The organism is Paenibacillus medicaginis (assembly GCF_042138635.1).
GTDB lineage: Bacteria > Bacillota > Bacilli > Paenibacillales > Paenibacillaceae > Paenibacillus > Paenibacillus medicaginis.
The window spans coordinates 115,260-131,691 of sequence record NZ_JBHIRY010000001.1; the positions used below are offsets into that span (position 1 = coordinate 115,260).

The window sequence follows — 16,432 nt, forward strand, 5'->3', positions numbered from 1 at the left end:
ATTTTTGTCTCTTGCACAGATCGTCATTTTCCAGGCGACAGACAGTCGCCCCAAAGCTCATTCAGACTACGACATACATAATCAGGCCGGATTCCGGCTGTTTGAATGTGCTGTTCCATATTGGAGGAGGTTGTCACCCCGGTCATCACAAGTGCTGTCCTGCAGCCTGCGGCTGCGCCGGCAGCAATATCCGTAAGCATATTATCCCCGATTACGACAGCTTGCTCCGCCTTGGTGCCCAACCGGTTAAGCGCGTAATCCATCAGGATGCCGGACGGCTTGCCGATGACAACAGGTCTGGTCTGCGAAGCAGCTTCTATGGCCGCCCCGATCGTTCCCGCCCCCGGGATGAGTCCTTCATGCGTTGGAAGCTGAACATCCGGATTGGTTATGATAAAAGCCGCGCCCTGCATAATCCATTGCATAGCGGCGGACAGCTTGGCATATGTAAAATGGCGGTCTATTCCCTGTATCACATAATCCGGCTGCTCCTCAACCAGTTGCAGGCCTGCGCTAACAAGCGCCTGCTGCAGCCCTTCTTCTCCAACACAGTACACCTTGGCTCCAGGACGTTTCCGGGATACATACTGTGCAGCCGCCTGCGCGGAGGTGCAGATTTCTTCTCCCGCTGTCTTGATTCCCATCCCGCTCAGCATATCCGCGATCGCCTCTGGCGTGCGTGAAGAATTGTTCGTCACGAATAGAAAAGGAATTTGCCGATCACGGCATATACGGATAAATTGATCCGCTCCTTCGATCATACGATTGCCATGAACCATCGTTCCGTCAAGATCAATCAGTAGCGCTGTCAAGCTGCCTTCCTCCCTGCCAAAGCCCTAATTCATTTCATTAAATATTCAGGGCATAAGTCATTTACCTGCAATACTTCGGCCTCACCTATCTATCTTAAGGAAATCAGTGCCGTACGTCCAATAATTTCCCTTGTATTTTAGAAGCAAGGTTAATGAGATTGTCAAAAAATTGTTATGTAAACCCTTCTTCAAGCCTGATCTGCGTCGAAAACCATCGACAGCTGTTTTTTTAAGGAAACTTTTTCGCTGTACCTTTGTCAGTTTCTGCGCTTTCCCGGAAAATAATCAGCCACTCCTGAGCAGCTTTTCGAAAATAAAAGGTACCGAAATAGCTCCGGCACCTTTTTCTTGGAGACCATACAAGCTTAGCTTCAGGCTCTGCAAGGCACCTGGAACAACATATGCTCTTCCGCCAGCATGCTGTTTGGAAAGACCGACTTTGCCTCGTCCAGCAGTTCCTGCAGTTGCTCCATATCCTTGTATCTTGAGCTGAAGTGAGTCATGATCAGCCCGCCCGCGGCGGCAGCCTTGGCCGTCTCCGCTGCCTGCAGTGCAGTGCTGTGATGGTATTCATGGGCTGTTTCCGCCAGCTCATGAAGAAATGTAGCTTCATGGATCACCAGGTTCGCCCCTGTGGACAACAGCAACGCATTCTGGCAAGGACGAGTATCCCCCAAAACGGTAACGATGCGGCCCTTCTTCGGAACTCCGAGCACCTCCTGCGGTTGCACCACACGGCCATCCTCCAGTTCAACCGGCTCCCCCCGCTTAAGCTTGCCATACAAGGGGCCAGGGCGGATACCGTATTTCGCCATCGCCTCTGCGTCCAGCTTGCCCGGTTTATCCTTCTCAGTCACCCGGTAGCCATAGCTATCGATCCGGTGCTCCAGCAGTGCGGCCTCCACCATGAACTGCTCATCCTCAAAAATCAGTCCCCCGTTGTGCTCAACAACGTGCAGCTCATAATTGATGCGCGACTGGCTAAGCTCCAGAGACATCTCGATATATTGCTTCAGCCCGGATGGTCCGTATACGGCCAGCGGAGATGTTCCCCCCTGGTACGCCCTGCTGGACAACAATCCGGGCAATCCGAACAGATGGTCACCGTGAAGATGTGTTATGAATATTTTCTCAAGCTTGCTCAGCTTCAGGGGCGATCGCAGAACCTGCTGCTGTGTTCCTTCTCCGCAGTCAAACAGCCACATCGTTCTACGCTCCTCCAGCAGCCGCAGCGCTAGTGAAGTCACATTGCGCTGGAGCGTCGGAACGCCGGCGTTTGTGCCCAAAAAATAAATGTCCATACTTATCCAACCTTCTTCCTGCTGGGCAGCAAAAAACCTCCGAAGCCCGGAGGATTCTGCTGCCAACCTCTTCTGCTCCTATAGGCTGCGCACAAACCGGGAAGAGGCAGCACTCCTCCTGTTATGCCGCAGACCGCCTAGGCTTTATCCACATTAAAATATTGAGCCTGCGGATGGGCGAAGACCATGGCAGATACAGAAGCTTCTGGCTCCATCATGTACCCCTCCGTCAAGGCGACCCCCATATCCTCCGGCTTCATCAGGCGGAAAAGCGGCTCCTGATCCTCAAGATCCGGACAAGCCGGGTAGCCGAATGAGACACGGATCCCCTGATATCTTGCCCCAAGCCGCTGTTTCATCGTCATATCCGGCGGATCCGGGAAGCCCCAGTTGTCCCTCATCATATGATGAATCCGTTCAGCAAGCCCTTCGGCCACCTCAAGGGCAACCGCCTGCAGTGCATGTGAGCGCAAATAATCCCCTTGATCCTTCCAAGCCGTGGACAGCTCACGGATTCCATGGCCGGCTGTAACGACCAGAAAACCGACATAATCCATTGTACCTGAACTTACCGGTTTAAGGAAATCGGCCAGACACAGGTAAGGCTCGACTTGCTGCCGCGGGAAGGAGAAGCGATGCAGCACCTTGCCGACATCAGCAGGATCATAGATCAAAATATCATTGCCCTCCGATTGGGCCGGAAAGAAGCGGTACATCGCATGTGCCTGCATGAGCGAATCCTGTACAGCGCTTTTCAAAATCTCGTCCACCGTCTCCTTCAGACTGACCGCTTTGGGGTCGCCTGCCGCCAGCAGTTGCTCCACATTGCCCTTCAAACCCAGATGGTGTCCAAGCAGCATTTGCATATTCACATACGGCAAAATGTGGCCAATCGGGTAATTGCGGAGCACATGGCGCTCAAGATCAGGCGGAACATAGACAGGAACATCTGTTGAGATATTGGAGCGTTCGACGCGACTCAGTTGGGGCAGAGACTTCGGCTCGGTGGCTGTTTCCGTTTCTTTTTCGTTCTCCGCTTCTTCCACCATCAACCGGCGCGTGTCCGGATTCATTAATTTATTGGCCAGGTCCAGACCGTCCATGGCATCCTTGGCATACAAGACAAGACCGTTGTATTCCGGCCTGATGCGGTTTTTAGTAAATTTGCGGGTTAACGCCGCCCCGCCAACCATGATTGGAGCATCAATGCCCGCCGTCTTCAAATCCTGGGCGGTCACGACCATCTGCTGCGCGGATTTCACCAGCAAGCCGGAGAGACCAATGGCATCCGCCTTTTCCTCTCGGTAAGCTTCAATAATCCGCTCCGGTGGTACTTTTATACCCAGATTAATGATACGGTAACCGTTATTGGAGAGAATGATTTCAACCAGGTTCTTTCCGATATCGTGAACGTCCCCTTTAACGGTGGCAAGAATAATTTTACCTTTTACCGAGGTCTCAGTCTTCTCCATAAATTGCTCCAGATGCGCCACCGAAGTCTTCATCACTTCAGCGCTTTGCAGAACTTCAGCAACAATCAGCTCATTATTGTTAAACAGCCGCCCAACCTCTTCCATGCCGGCCATCAGCGGGCCATTGATGATTTTCAGCGGCGTATATTTCGTTAAAGCCTCATCCAGATCCGGAACAAGTCCCTCTTTGCTGCCTTCCACCACATAAGCAGCCAGCCGTTCTTCAAGCGTCAGATTCGAGATCTGCTGCTTCTTTTCTACCTTTTTGTCCCGGAAAGCCGCCACGAACAGCGCCAGCGTCTCATCATTCGTATTGTAAATGAGGTCCTCCGCCAGCTTTCGCTCATGTGCCGGGATGGAGGCATAACGTTCCAGCTTCTCCGTATTGACGATCGCATAGTCCAGCCCGGCTTTGGTGCATTCATAGAGAAACACGGAATTAAGCACCTCGCGGCCTGCTTCCGGCAAGCCGAAGGATACGTTGCTGATGCCGAGAATCGTGTGCACACCCGGAAGCGCCTCTTTAATGAGACGGATTCCTTCAATGGTCTCCTCGGCCGAGCCGATATACTGCTCATCTCCCGTTCCAACCGGGAACACAAGCGTATCGAAGATCAGGTCTTCAGGGGAGAGACCGTATTTATGCACCAACAGATCGTAAGACCGTTTGGCTACCTCCAGCTTATCCTCCCTTTTAATGGCTTGCCCCTGCTCATCAATCGTTCCGACCACGACAGCCGCTCCATATTTATGAATCAAGGGCACGACCTGTTCAAATTTTTCTTCCCCATCCTCAAGGTTAATGGAATTAATAATCCCTTTCCCTTGTGTGTATTGCAGCGACAAATCAACAACAGACGGGTCTGTCGTATCGATCATTAAAGGAACTTTCACCTTGTTAACAACGAGCTTCAGAAAAGCTTCCATATCGGACGTCTCATCACGGTCAGGGTCCTGGAGGCACACATCCACAATATGTGCTCCGTTCTTCACCTGCGCACGGGCAATCTCCGACGCTTCCTCGTATTTGCCTTCAACGATAAGCCGTTTAAATTTGCGTGAGCCGAGGACATTCGTCCGTTCCCCTACCATATAAGGGCGGTTGTCCTGCTCGATGTAGACCGTTTCAATGCCCGTAATCGCTGGTGGATGCTGCCCGTGCAGAGGCCGTGGCGGGTATTTTTCCATTTCCTCGGCCATGGCCCGGATATGCGCGGGCGTAGTGCCGCAGCAGCCCCCGGCTATATTGAGCCAGCCTTTTTCCGCAAAGCCCCCCATCTTTCTCGCCAGCGACTCCGGAGACTCATGATACTGGCCGTTTTCATCCGGGAGGCCTGCGTTTGGATAACAGCTAACCGCAGACGACGACATGGCCGCCAGAGAGCGGATATGGTCCCTCATGAATTCCGGGCCTGTCGCACAGTTCAATCCGACGGAAATGGGCCGCAGATGCTCCAGTGATATATAGAAAGACTCAATATTTTGACCGGCAAGCGTTGTGCCCATAGGCTCAATCGTACCGGAAATCATCAAAGGCAGTTCGATGCCGCTTTTGGCATATGCCTGCCGGATTCCTATGCTGCCTGCTTTCACATTCAATGTGTCCTGTGACGTTTCAAGCAGCAACAGGTCTACTCCACCCTCGATGAGGGCTATGGCCTGCTCCTCATAGCTATCAACAAGTTCGGCAAAAGTTACACCGCCTGTAACGGACAGCGTTTTCGTTGTTGGTCCCATGGCCCCGACCACAAACCGGGGTTTGGCCGGTGTCTGGAAGGCATCCGCCGCCGCGCGGGCCAGACGGGCTGCAGCGAGATTGATCTCACGGGCTTTATCTGCAATGTCATACTCGGCAAGGACAACCGAAGTAGCGCCGAACGTATTGGTTTCAATCAGATCCGCCCCAGCCTCCAGGTATAACTCATGGATCCGTTGAATGACGTCCGGTCTCGTCAGCACGAGCATTTCATTACAGCCTTCAAGCTCCTCGCCCCCAAAATCCGCCGCAGTCAAATCCTCCTGCTGTATCATCGTGCCCATGGCACCGTCGAGAATAAGTATCCGCTGCTGTATTGCAAGCTGCAAACTTTCTTTCATTGCCCTTGTTCCCCCTCGCAAAACGTTAAATCTTAGTTTAGCAGAAACGCTTCTACTTGAATACACACAACTGTCGAAATATAGAATCTATAGTATTCAACAAAGCTGAACAATTCTATAACCGGAAGAAAAAAATTGCCCTTATAGTGGACAAAAAAATTAACATCGACACGTGACCTGATATTCGTTATAATTCATAATTAATATAATAATTCCAAGTGGAAAAGAGGGATAAAATGGCTGCGATCGTAATCCGCAACACCAATGAACGCATCAGCGACGAAGCTGCTGTACAGGAGTTTCTGGCCAAGCAAGAAGTACTGTACGAGAAATGGGACGCAAGCAAGCTCCCTGACGAGCTTCAAGAGAACTTTACTTTAACAGATGAACAAAAAGCCCGGGTTATCAGCATCTTTGACAGCGAAATCAAAGACCTGGCCGCCCGCCGCGGCTATAAAATCTGGGATGTCATCACATTGTCCGAAGCGACTCCGAACCTTGAAGAGCTACTGGCTAAATTTGAAAATATTCACACCCATACGGAAGACGAAATTCGGGCCATTGTGGGTGGTAAAGGGATTTTTATCATTAAAAGCGCTGACGGCGGCTACTTTAATGTGGAATTGTCGCCTGGCGATGTCATTTCCGTACCGGAAAACACACCGCACTTTTTCACTTTGATGGAAAATCAGAAGATCGTGGCTGTCCGTCTCTTTATCGAAGAAAACGGATGGGTGGCACACAACTATGATGATCCGACTTTCGTTAAAGCTTGAGAAAAACGTCTATCGATGCAAACCACTTATAAACAACTCTGTTGCTGCCCGTCCGGGCGATAACGGGGTTGTTTTGTTAGGTAGCGGGTACGAAAAAAACCGCCCGACGCACCTTTCCCGTCCGGACGGTTTATGATCAAGATATTGAGTTAATTACATTCTCCAACTCCGCAAGATGCCTGATTTCAAAATCCGGCTGTATGTTCTCCATATTGGTCTTGCTGTTCCGGTTCACCCAGACCGCATGAACCCCCGCTGCGAGCGCACCTTTAATGTCCGTCGTCAGCTTGTCGCCAACCATGACCGCCCTCTGCGGTTCAATGCCGAGCAATCCCAGAGCATGTCCAAAAATGGACGGATCCGGCTTGCCTTTGCCAAACGTACCCGAAATGACGATATGGTCAAAATAAGGAATCAGCCGCGGCACTCCGTCCAACTTCTCCTGCTGCAGCGAAGGAGATCCGTTCGTCAGCAGCAATAGCTTATATCTGCCCTTGAGGTCATCAAGCACCTGGAAGGTTTCTTCATATACATATGGCCGAGCTCTCCGTTCAGTCCCGAACTGTTCGGCAAGTCTGCCTGCCAGCCCGTCATCGGATACCCCCACTTGTTCGAGTCCTCTTCTCCAGGATTCCTTGCGGTATACAGGCGCCAACTGTTCCAGCTGCCGGAATTCGGGCTGATCTCCGCCAGCAAAAGTTGCCCACAAGCCTTCAAAAGGATTAATGCCTATCATTTTCGTAAAAGGGAAGGTTTCATAAGATTCATAAAGTAATCTGGCCTCTGCCCTTACCGCATCTTCCAGCTTGACCGGATCCACCCCGGTTGCCCCGGAGGCCGTCTGACATACGGCTGCAAACGCTTCTTCAACACTGCGCTCATCCCACAGCAGTGTATCATCCAGATCAAACATTACCGCTTGAATCGTCATCCTGCTAGTCCCACTCCTTCATTTAATTCACCTGATGGCTGTTAAATCCTGTTCCCCGTGTACGATTATGTCTCGGACCCTTCCGATTGAAACGCGATTTGGTTGGAAGCTGCAAATTTCTCAAGCCGTTCTGCGATGGCACCGGTATCATACCGTCCCAGCGTTTTGTTAAAAATCCAGTTGCCGCCTTTGCCCTGCTTTTCAACGATAACATATCCGGATTGAACCTTGATCCCCTTGATCTGATCCGCTGGCATCGAACGCTCTCTGCCGCCTTTTAACGTATACAGAGCGTTTTTGCCAACCCGCAGGTACGGACGGCGAAGAAAAAATACAACCGCAAGCAGCATATAAAGCCCGAATACAAGCCAATCCATGCCCCTCATGCCTACCTGTGTCCAGAACATGGTCAAGACCAGATACAGGACAGACAGGCCCACCAGCATGATCGGAACTGTCAAATTGCGCCCATGATATGTATCGCCGGTATTGCCTGTGCTGCTGCCGATCGGTTGCCCCCCCTGCTTTCTGCGCTGCTTGTTCACTTTCTCCATGTTTTTGCGAATTTTTCTTTCAAATGAACCGGCCATATGCACATTTCCTTCCTCTAAATAGTGACGGTTATATAGTGACGGCGCATCTGCCCGGGCCGCCGACAAGCGGACCGGTCCGTAACACCGGCTGTATATCGCTATATAATGTAATTAATGCTTCGGTCCTTTGTCTTGGTCCGGCTCGTCATCCACAATTTCGATGGATTCCAGCTGCTGGCGGAAATTTTTGCGGATGTTGCCCAGATAAATTTCGCGAAGCTCGGCTCTTTCCTTTATTTCGGCTTCAGTCAAGCCCTCTCCTTTTGCTTTGCGCGCGAGCTCATTGATGCGCGCTACCAAGCTGTCAATATCCAATTTTTGTCCCCTCCAAATAAGCAAAGATACTATACACTTTGACACGTTAAAAAGAGCTTGTCAAGGTTCCCGCAAGCTCTGGCAACAGTCTTGTTCTCAAAATTCTGGCAGGTGCAGCACATCCCCCGCCCTGATTCCGGAGCTCTTAAGCCCGTTGATCCGAATAATTCCTTCTATAACTTTTCATCAGCAAAAATTTGTTTGCTGACTTTCAGAACTTATGTTTGTACGAACGACAGTTCTATGCTATAATTTTCCCAAACGTTACTTAAATGGGGTTGATGGGATATGTCTAAGATTTCCAGCAGGCAGCAGGCAATTTTGGAATTTATACGTAATGAGGTTCGCTTAAAGGGATACCCTCCCTCAGTAAGAGAGATCGGAGAGGCGGTCGGACTTGCCTCCAGCTCTACTGTCCATGGACATCTGGACAGGCTTGAGAAGAAAGGGCTAATCCGCCGGGATCCCACCAAGCCGCGGGCAATCGAGCTGCTCGGTCAGGAGGATTCGGATCAGACACATATGTTCAGCTACACGGTAACCCGGGTCCCGGTGGTCGGCAAGGTAACCGCAGGCATTCCGATCACGGCCACGGAGAATATTGAGGATTATTTTCCACTGCCTCAGCAATTTGTCGGCGATGACAAGATGTTTATGCTGTCTGTTGTAGGGGACAGTATGATTGAAGCAGGCATCAGCAATGGGGACTTTGTCATTGTAAGACAGCAGCAAACAGCTAATAACGGAGATATTGTTGTGGCGATGACGGAGGAGGATGAAGCGACCGTGAAGACCTTCTACAAAGAGAAAGATCATGTCCGGCTTCAACCCGAGAACCCGAAATATGAACCGCTCCGCTTGACCAAAGTCAGCATACTGGGCAAGGTAGTCGGTTTGTTCAGGGATTTCCACTAAATCAGCTTAGACCGAACACACCCCTGCATTTTGTGCTATTTTGCATAAAACGCAGGGGTGTTCCTGTTTCATCAGAAGTTAATCTGATGAATGATTCTGTTTCTGTGCTCATGCTGATGAATGTCTGCCGTCAGGCAATTGTCCAATCAAGCACGGCTAAATGGCATATGTTATATCAACATATCCGAAAGGAGTTGTCAGAATGACTTATTATCCGGCAGCAGCGCCTATCGTCTGCCCTCCGATTCGAATCATCAATGATCGCTACTATCCAACGGTCGTTCCGGTAGTTCACCCCATTGAAGTGATCAACAAATGCCATCCGGTTCCTATACCGCATCATATGTACCCTGTAATCGTGAAAAACGATCCAAGCTGCTACATCTGCTCTGTAGGCAAAAAAAGAAGAGGCCGCTAAGCAGCCCTCTTCCACATGTGACTATTCACAACCAAAAGCCTTGGAGTGTCCAAGGCTTTTCCGTCCGAACTTCATTTGCACGTTATATTCCCATCGTCCAAATAAATAAAGCCCTCAGCGCTGATGCGCCAAGGACTCTCCCCCTTAGTAAAGAGACAAATACTGATCTCTCTCCCATTGGTGAACTTGAGTGCGGTACATATCCCATTCGATTTCCTTGAGCTCATAGAAGTAAGCAAGAGCATGGTCGCCAAGCGCGTCAGCAATGACTTCGCTGCGCAGCAGCTCGCCAAGCGCCTCTTTCAGATCAGCTGGCAGGCTGGCGATTCCTTCTTCCACCAGTTCCTCTTCTGTCATGACATAAATGTTACGGTCAATTGGAGCAGGCAGTGAAAGCGCGCGTTTGATGCCGTCCAGACCTGCTTTAAGCATAACGGCCAGCGCAAGATAAGGATTCGCGGCAGGGTCCGGATTGCGGACTTCGACGCGAGTACTCAAACCGCGCGAAGCCGGTATACGGATCATCGGACTACGGTTGCTTGCAGACCAGGCCACGTAGGACGGAGCTTCATAACCAGGCACAAGACGTTTGTACGAGTTCACGGTCGGGTTCGTAATCGCCGCCATCGCGCGGGCATGCTTCAAAATACCGGCCATATAATGTCGGGCTGTCCGGCTCAGGCCGAGCTGGTCATTTTCATCATAAAAAGCGTTCTCATCACCTTGGAACAACGATTGGTGGCAGTGCATGCCGGAACCGTTCACACCAAACAGCGGCTTTGGCATGAACGTTGCATGCAGGCCATGCTGTCTGGCGATCGTTTTCACTACGAGCTTGAACGTTTGAATCTGGTCGGCCGCTTTAATCGCATCGGCATATTTGAAGTCAATCTCATGCTGTCCCGGCGCCACCTCGTGGTGAGAGGCTTCGATCTCAAAGCCCATCTCCTCCAAGGTCAGTACGATTTCACGTCGGCAGTTTTCACCCAGGTCTGTAGGGGCAAGATCAAAGTAGCCGCCTCTATCATTCAGCTCTTCGGTCGGATTGCCTTTTTCATCGGTTTTGAACAGGAAAAATTCCGGCTCAGGTCCCACGTTCATGGACGAAAAGCCCATTTGTTCCGCTTCCTTCAGCACTCTCTTCAGAATGCCACGCGGGTCGCCAGCGAAAGGAGTACCGTCAGGCATGTAAACGTCACAAATCAAACGCGCCACGCGATCCTGGGTAACCCAAGGGAAAATGACCCAGGTATCCAGATCAGGGTATAGATACATATCGGATTCCTCGATTCGCACATAACCTTCGATCGAAGAGCCGTCAAACATCATTTTGTTATCCAGTGCTTTCACAAGCTGGCTCACCGGAATTTCCACGTTCTTGATCGTGCCGAGCAAATCCGTGAACTGCAGGCGGATAAAGCGCACATTCTCTTCCTGCGCAATGCGGAGAATGTCTTCTTTTGTATAACTCAATGTAACCTCTCCTTTTTATCTGTTATCTAAATGTCTCACTTATTATTAAAAAAACGCGAAAGCTCCCCTTGAATGAGCGATACCTGTCCCGGGCGTTTGCCTGCCACCAGCTGCTGTTTCAACAAACGGTGCAGCTGCGTATCGGACAGCTCACGGCGTTTGACTTCCGTATCGGGCGTAATGACCGTCGCTTCTTCGGATTCCTTGCTGACAGGGTTCATCACCTGCTTGATTCCTGCTATATTTACACCTTTTTCAATTAAAGCCTTTATTTCAAGCAGCCGTTCCACATCATTAAAGGAGAACAACCGCTGGTTGCCTGAGGTCCGCGCCGGAACAATCAGACTGTGCTGTTCATAATAACGAATCTGCCTGGCAGACAAATCAGTAAGCTTCATCACGATACCTATCGGGAATAAGGCCATATTTCTGCGAATTTCGTCACCCATCGTTCATCAACCTTCCAGTGATCTATTCTACTCACTCCATTGTACATTTTCCTGATGTAAAATGTCAACGGCGTGTTAGGTAAACTCACAGTAAATTACGATCCTTCATCGTTTGCAGTGCTTTCAATACGCCAAATTTGACGTGAGAATACGTTAATCCGCCCTGCATATAGCCGATATACGGCTCCCGGATGGGCGCGTCTGCGGACAATTCAAGACTGCCTCCCTGGATAAAAGTACCTGCGGCCATAATGACAGGATGCTCGTACCCGGGCATATCCCACGGTTCTGGCACCACATGGCTGTCAACCGCAGCAGCCTTTTGAATTCCCTGTACAAACGCAATCAGATGCTCAGGCCCCGCAAAGGACACGGCTTGAATCAGATCGGTCCGGTGCTCGTCCCAGGCCGGCTTGCTTGTAAATCCGATAGCTTCAAATACGGCGGCAGCAAAAATACTCCCCTTCACCGCCTGTCCCACGAGTGTCGGAGCCAGAAACAAGCCTTGATAGATGCTGCGCGTCGTCCCCAGCATTGCGCCAACCTCAGCGCCGATTCCCGGCGCCGTGAGACGGTATGCAGCCAAATCGACATACCTTTTGCGTCCGCATATGTAACCGCCGGTTTCGGCAATGCCTCCACCCGGATTTTTGATTAAGGAGCCTGCAATCAAATCCGCACCAACCTCCGTAGGCTCCAGCTCTTCCGTAAACTCCCCGTAACAGTTGTCTACGAAGACGATCAGGTCACTGCGGATCGCTTTGATCCGCCGCACCATTTCCCCAATATCAGCAACGGAGAACGAGGACCGCCAGTCGTAGCCGCGGGAACGCTGGATACCGATGACCTTGGTTGCCACCGTAATAGAGGACTCGACCTGCTCCCAATCGACTTGTCCATCCGCCGTCAACGACGTCTCACGGTAGCCCACACCAAAATCCTGGAGCGAGCCTGTTCCGTCCCCCGGCTGCCCAATCACCTTATGCAGCGTATCATACGGTCGCCCTGTAATATACAGCAGTTCATCTCCCGGACGCAGCACGCCGAACAGCGCCGTTGCGATCGTATGCGTGCCTGACGCAAAATGCGGGCGGACCAGCGCCGCTTCCGCGCCGAATACCAAGGCGTACACTTCATCCAGTACTTCTCTGCCGCGGTCGTTATAAGCATATCCGGTAGAGCCGGCAAAATGAAAATCACTCACCTGGCGGCTCTGGAACGCCTCAATGACCTTCCATTGATTGTGGTCTACAATCCGGTCAACGAGCTGCAGCCTGTCTTTAATCTTCGCTTCCGCTTCTTCCCTGATGTGTTCAATTTCCTCTGAAAATAAGGCCATTGCTTCTCTTGTCTCCTCTTCAAGCCTATCAAAAAGCTCCTCTTAAAGTAACCTGGACACGCCACGCAATGTTAACCCTCTGTAAAGTTTTCCAGTGCATGGCCGTATTTTTCGAACTCCCCTGTTTGGATGCGCACCTCATACAGCACATCATTGCCGTCGTATTCGGTGGCGATCACATCACCGATCCGGTACAGGACAGAGGTCAGGTCGCCGCGCTCCGCCGGAATCCGGAAGCGTCTCGTCTCACCGGTTACGGCGTTCTGCACCGCCTCCCTGATCCGGAGCAGATCCCCTTCATCAAAGGCGCTGATTTTCAGGTAGCCCTCACCGGAAGGCAGCATTTGCAGCTGCTCCGGCGTGCAGGCATCCTTTTTGTTGAACAGGACCAATTGCCGCTTATCGGCAGCGCCAAGCTCCTCCAGAATATTTTGCACCACCTTCATATGATCCTCACGCATATCCGAGGAGGCGTCCACCACATGCAGCACGAGGTCCGCCTCGTTCACTTCTTCGAGTGTCGCCCGAAATGCGGCGACCAGATCATGGGGCAGATTCTGGATAAAACCGACCGTATCGGTCACAACAACCTCTTTGCCGCTTGGCAGCTCCATCGTCCGTGACGTTGGATCAAGCGTCGCAAACAGCTGATTTTCAATGTATACGTCCGCCGCCGTTAGCGATTTCAGCAGTGTGGATTTGCCTGCATTGGTATAGCCGATCAGGGCCACCTGTACAATCCCGCTCTTCTGCCGGCGCTCCCGGTGCAGCCGCCGGTGGCGGGTCACCTCTTCCAGCTGTCGCTTGAGCTCGCCGATACGGTCGCGGATATGACGGCGGTCCGTTTCGAGCTTACTTTCCCCCGGACCACGCGTGCCGATGCCGCCGCCGAGACGGGATAAATTTTTCCCTTGCCCGGAGAGACGGGGCAGCAGATAGGAGAGCTGTGCCAGCTCCACCTGGATGATTCCTTCTCTCGTTTTGGCCCGCTGTGCAAAGATATCCAGAATAAGCTGGGTGCGGTCGATTATTTTCATATCCAGGCTCATCTCAAGGTTGCGCACCTGGGCGCCGGACAGCTCCTGGTCAAAAATAGCGGTGTTGGCCCCAAGCGTTTCGCCGATAGCGCGCAGCTCTTCCACTTTACCCTTGCCGATAAACCATTTGGAGTCCGGCGTTTCCCGGTTCTGGCTGAGCACACTCAGCACCTCCACACCGGCGGTCTCCGCCAGCTTGACCAATTCATCAAGCGAATATTGGGGATCAATCCCGCTGCGCTTCACTTGCTCCGTTACAAGACTGACCAGAACGGCACGATCCTGAACCTCAGTTTGCGTATCATATGTAGAATTCGCCATCAACATCAGCTCCTTTATTGTCAACAGATCTCATTTCGTGCAGAAACCGACCTGAAACCAGGCCGGCTTTGATAAAACTTCCATGGAGAACCCTATTATCGTTTATTTTTTCCCGATTTTCAAATCCTCCGGCCGCAGTGTCATCAGCTCCAGTCTGCCCGGCTGTCCGCTGGCATATTGATTCAAGAGCCGCACGGCCTGGTGGCGGATCGATCTTTCGATCACATTGCGCACATAGCGGGCGTTGCTGAAATTATGAAGGCTTTCCTCTTTGGTGACGATCAGATGCTGTTTCATTTTAAAAATCGTCTGTGGCATTAAAATATAATCCCGTTCCTTGGCCATCAGCTCACTGATTTGAATGAGCTGGTCAATCGTATAATCGGGAAATTCAAGCTGCAGCGGGAAACGTGAAGGCAGACCGGGATTGGTGCTCAGAAAAAAGTCCATCTCATCGCTGTACCCGGCCAGGATCAGGATAAACTGGTTTTTCTGATCCTCCATCGCCTTGGCCACTGATTATATTTTTATGTGTATGATTCAATCCTCCCTTCTCATTCCCTTTAAAATTTAGGTATATTTCCACCTTATTATCATCATTTAAAACTACTTTCTTAATGAATATTCCTAGAAGTAATCGCTTATCTTCGATGTCTATCTGGTCTTCAGTAATTATATACTCATATCTTTTTAATGTTTCTTGAATTAACTGGATGTCATTTTTATCATGGAGCACTGCAGACAAACTCTGTTCGATAATTGACAATTCATCCTTCAAATCATTAATTTGCCTATCTACAACGAGGACTTTGTCTTCAAGGTCTTTCATTGTTTTGATAATCCCTCCAGCATACATTTCTGTATACCGATCACGACTTCCTTCTTTTTCTCTAAGCGTCTTTTCAAGTGCTGACTTTTGTTTCAAGAGTTCATCACTCTGATGAGTGTCGGCTTGCCGTTGAATTATCTTTTCAATAAACTCTTCTGGTTTTTTTATAATATTTAAAACATAATCCCACATAAATTTATCTACATAATCAACCCTCCAATTTCTCCCTCTACAAATCAAATTACTTTCCCCTGTGCCTACTGCAAATGATTTCTTTGCTTTATTTTGACAGGCATAGTATTTAATTAATCCGCTCTTGGTTTTTGACGTGACGCCTGATGAAACTGCTCCCCCACATCTTCCGCAACGAACAATACCTCTTAATAAATAATTTTCCGTTGGCCTCCCAGAAGTTTTTTTATTCAGAATTTTCAACTTAGAAAGAATGTGTTTATAGGTTTCCTGTGAAATATAGGCAAGAACAGGAATAGTCCTCCATTCATCTCGTGACTGAGCAACTTGTTGCTTTGTTCCATCAAGATTTTTAATTACTTGTGTTTTACCGAAATAATAATTACCAGTATACGTTTCATTTTTTAGAATCCTGCTTACAGTTGTTTGATACCATCTATCACTAGAAGGAGCAGCGATATTTCTAAGTGATAACTCTCTGGCAATTTTTGAACAACTGTAATTTTTATTCAGTAACATATCAACCATCTTTAAATAAACTGCTTTCTCTTCTTCATTCACAACTAATGTGTCAATTTCAGTATCGTAAGTATATCCATAAATCCTGTTCAGTCCGGGTATTTTTCCATTTTTTACTTTTGTGATTCGACCGCGCTTAGTATCGGCCAATATTTTAGCTTTGTTGTACTCGGCAATTGAACCCTGAATGTTAAAATTCAACATTGATTCTGGATTTGATTTATCAAAATCAAATTCTACAAACCAAAAATCTTTACCTAACGCCCAAATACGATTAGATAATTGAGTCTGAAGATTGAGGAACCGGCTCATTCTGTTTGGATGTAAAAATATCACATGATCACCGATACCATATTCTAATAAGAATAATGCATAGTTGATCATTGGACGATTTGGATTATCCCCAGATTCACCGTCTTCAACTAATACGAGCATCTCATTTTCTTCAATATCTTTCTGTTTCCCGAAATCAATACATCTTTCTATTTGTGATTCTATAGAATAATTATCAACTTGTCCGTCTGTAGATACACGTGCATAGACAAGAGCCTTGATCTGTCCGACCAAGGCTTGCAGTTCCTGTTTATTTAGTTTTTCCGAACCAGTTAATGTACGTGGCACTTGTGAATCCCCCGGTAATCTA

Annotated in this window: 14 protein-coding genes and 1 pseudogene; 3 read left to right on the forward strand and 12 right to left on the reverse strand. The window is 49.6% G+C overall.

What is annotated here, in order from left to right; all coding sequences use genetic code 11:
- Positions 1–23: 23 nt before the first annotated feature.
- The 3 genes from nucF to metH all read right to left on the reverse strand — a co-directional run bounded on the left by nucF (position 24) and on the right by metH (position 5,682).
- Positions 24–812, reverse strand: coding sequence for a 5' nucleotidase NucF (gene nucF, locus ACE5LO_RS00585; protein ID WP_375518134.1), 789 nt, complete (start codon positions 810–812; stop codon positions 24–26).
- Between the two features lie 371 nt (positions 813–1,183).
- On the reverse strand, positions 1,184–2,113 hold the full coding sequence (rnz, locus tag ACE5LO_RS00590; protein WP_375518135.1) for a ribonuclease Z: 930 nt from the start codon (positions 2,111–2,113) through the stop codon (positions 1,184–1,186).
- Positions 2,114–2,250: 137 nt separating this feature from the next.
- Positions 2,251–5,682, reverse strand: coding sequence for a methionine synthase (gene metH / locus ACE5LO_RS00595; protein WP_375518136.1), 3,432 nt, complete (start codon positions 5,680–5,682; stop codon positions 2,251–2,253).
- A 236-nt stretch (positions 5,683–5,918) separates the two neighbouring features.
- Between metH and mtnD the strand changes: the two genes are divergently transcribed.
- Positions 5,919–6,458, forward strand: a complete 540-nt coding sequence (mtnD, locus tag ACE5LO_RS00600; RefSeq protein WP_375518137.1) for an acireductone dioxygenase — start codon at positions 5,919–5,921, stop codon at positions 6,456–6,458.
- Between the two features lie 136 nt (positions 6,459–6,594).
- Here the strand turns inward: mtnD and ACE5LO_RS00605 are convergent, their stop codons facing one another.
- From ACE5LO_RS00605 to ACE5LO_RS00615, 3 genes are all read right to left on the reverse strand, one after another.
- Complete coding sequence (locus tag ACE5LO_RS00605; RefSeq protein ID WP_375518138.1) at positions 6,595–7,389, reverse strand: HAD family hydrolase; 795 nt, start codon at positions 7,387–7,389, stop codon at positions 6,595–6,597.
- Between the two features lie 65 nt (positions 7,390–7,454).
- Positions 7,455–7,979 carry a hypothetical protein gene (locus tag ACE5LO_RS00610; protein WP_375518139.1) on the reverse strand — a complete coding sequence of 175 codons (525 nt, stop codon included), beginning with the start codon at positions 7,977–7,979 and terminating at the stop codon, positions 7,455–7,457.
- Between the two features lie 114 nt (positions 7,980–8,093).
- Complete coding sequence (locus ACE5LO_RS00615; protein WP_375518140.1) at positions 8,094–8,297, reverse strand: DUF896 domain-containing protein; 204 nt, start codon at positions 8,295–8,297, stop codon at positions 8,094–8,096.
- 288 nt (positions 8,298–8,585) lie between these two features.
- On the opposite strand from ACE5LO_RS00615, the gene lexA reads away from it, so the two are divergent.
- Together lexA and ACE5LO_RS00625 are read left to right on the forward strand one after the other, a co-directional pair.
- Positions 8,586–9,212 carry a transcriptional repressor LexA gene (gene lexA / locus ACE5LO_RS00620; RefSeq protein WP_375518141.1) on the forward strand — a complete coding sequence of 209 codons (627 nt, stop codon included), beginning with the start codon at positions 8,586–8,588 and terminating at the stop codon, positions 9,210–9,212.
- Positions 9,213–9,414: 202 nt separating this feature from the next.
- Positions 9,415–9,630, forward strand: coding sequence for a hypothetical protein (locus ACE5LO_RS00625; RefSeq protein WP_375352788.1), 216 nt, complete (start codon positions 9,415–9,417; stop codon positions 9,628–9,630).
- 144 nt (positions 9,631–9,774) lie between these two features.
- On the opposite strand, the gene glnA is transcribed toward ACE5LO_RS00625, so the two are convergent.
- The 6 genes and pseudogenes from glnA to ACE5LO_RS00655 form a co-directional block, all read right to left on the reverse strand.
- Positions 9,775–11,103: a type I glutamate--ammonia ligase gene (gene glnA / locus ACE5LO_RS00630; protein ID WP_375518142.1), complete on the reverse strand. Its 1,329-nt coding sequence runs from the start codon at positions 11,101–11,103 to the stop codon at positions 9,775–9,777.
- A gap of 35 nt (positions 11,104–11,138) precedes the next feature.
- Positions 11,139–11,552 carry a MerR family transcriptional regulator gene (locus ACE5LO_RS00635; RefSeq protein WP_375518143.1) on the reverse strand — a complete coding sequence of 138 codons (414 nt, stop codon included), beginning with the start codon at positions 11,550–11,552 and terminating at the stop codon, positions 11,139–11,141.
- Positions 11,553–11,637: 85 nt separating this feature from the next.
- Positions 11,638–12,891, reverse strand: a complete 1,254-nt coding sequence (locus ACE5LO_RS00640) for a methionine gamma-lyase family protein (RefSeq protein WP_375518144.1) — start codon at positions 12,889–12,891, stop codon at positions 11,638–11,640.
- Between the two features lie 71 nt (positions 12,892–12,962).
- On the reverse strand, positions 12,963–14,249 hold the full coding sequence (hflX, locus tag ACE5LO_RS00645; protein WP_375518145.1) for a GTPase HflX: 1,287 nt from the start codon (positions 14,247–14,249) through the stop codon (positions 12,963–12,965).
- Between the two features lie 102 nt (positions 14,250–14,351).
- Positions 14,352–14,768 (reverse strand): annotated as a pseudogene (locus ACE5LO_RS00650) (AAA family ATPase); the annotation flags it as partial.
- Positions 14,701–16,410, reverse strand: coding sequence for a recombinase family protein (locus ACE5LO_RS00655; protein WP_375518146.1), 1,710 nt, complete (start codon positions 16,408–16,410; stop codon positions 14,701–14,703). The pseudogene ACE5LO_RS00650 and the gene ACE5LO_RS00655, both read right to left, overlap by 68 nt.
- Positions 16,411–16,432: the final 22 nt, after the last annotated feature.

Bases quoted from the DNA above. Each gene is read 5' to 3' on its own strand.
- rnz (WP_375518135.1), bottom strand. From the start codon at position 2,113: ATGGACATTTATTTTTTGGGCACAAACGCCGGCGTTCCGACGCTCCAG.
- metH (WP_375518136.1), bottom strand. From the start codon at position 5,682: ATGAAAGAAAGTTTGCAGCTTGCAATACAGCAGCGGATACTTATTCTC.
- mtnD (WP_375518137.1), top strand. From the start codon at position 5,919: ATGGCTGCGATCGTAATCCGCAACACCAATGAACGCATCAGCGACGAA.
- ACE5LO_RS00605 (WP_375518138.1), bottom strand. From the start codon at position 7,389: ATGACGATTCAAGCGGTAATGTTTGATCTGGATGATACACTGCTGTGG.
- ACE5LO_RS00610 (WP_375518139.1), bottom strand. From the start codon at position 7,979: ATGGCCGGTTCATTTGAAAGAAAAATTCGCAAAAACATGGAGAAAGTG.
- lexA (WP_375518141.1), top strand. From the start codon at position 8,586: ATGTCTAAGATTTCCAGCAGGCAGCAGGCAATTTTGGAATTTATACGT.
- ACE5LO_RS00625 (WP_375352788.1), top strand. From the start codon at position 9,415: ATGACTTATTATCCGGCAGCAGCGCCTATCGTCTGCCCTCCGATTCGA.
- ACE5LO_RS00635 (WP_375518143.1), bottom strand. From the start codon at position 11,552: ATGGGTGACGAAATTCGCAGAAATATGGCCTTATTCCCGATAGGTATC.
- ACE5LO_RS00640 (WP_375518144.1), bottom strand. From the start codon at position 12,891: ATGGCCTTATTTTCAGAGGAAATTGAACACATCAGGGAAGAAGCGGAA.
- hflX (WP_375518145.1), bottom strand. From the start codon at position 14,249: ATGGCGAATTCTACATATGATACGCAAACTGAGGTTCAGGATCGTGCC.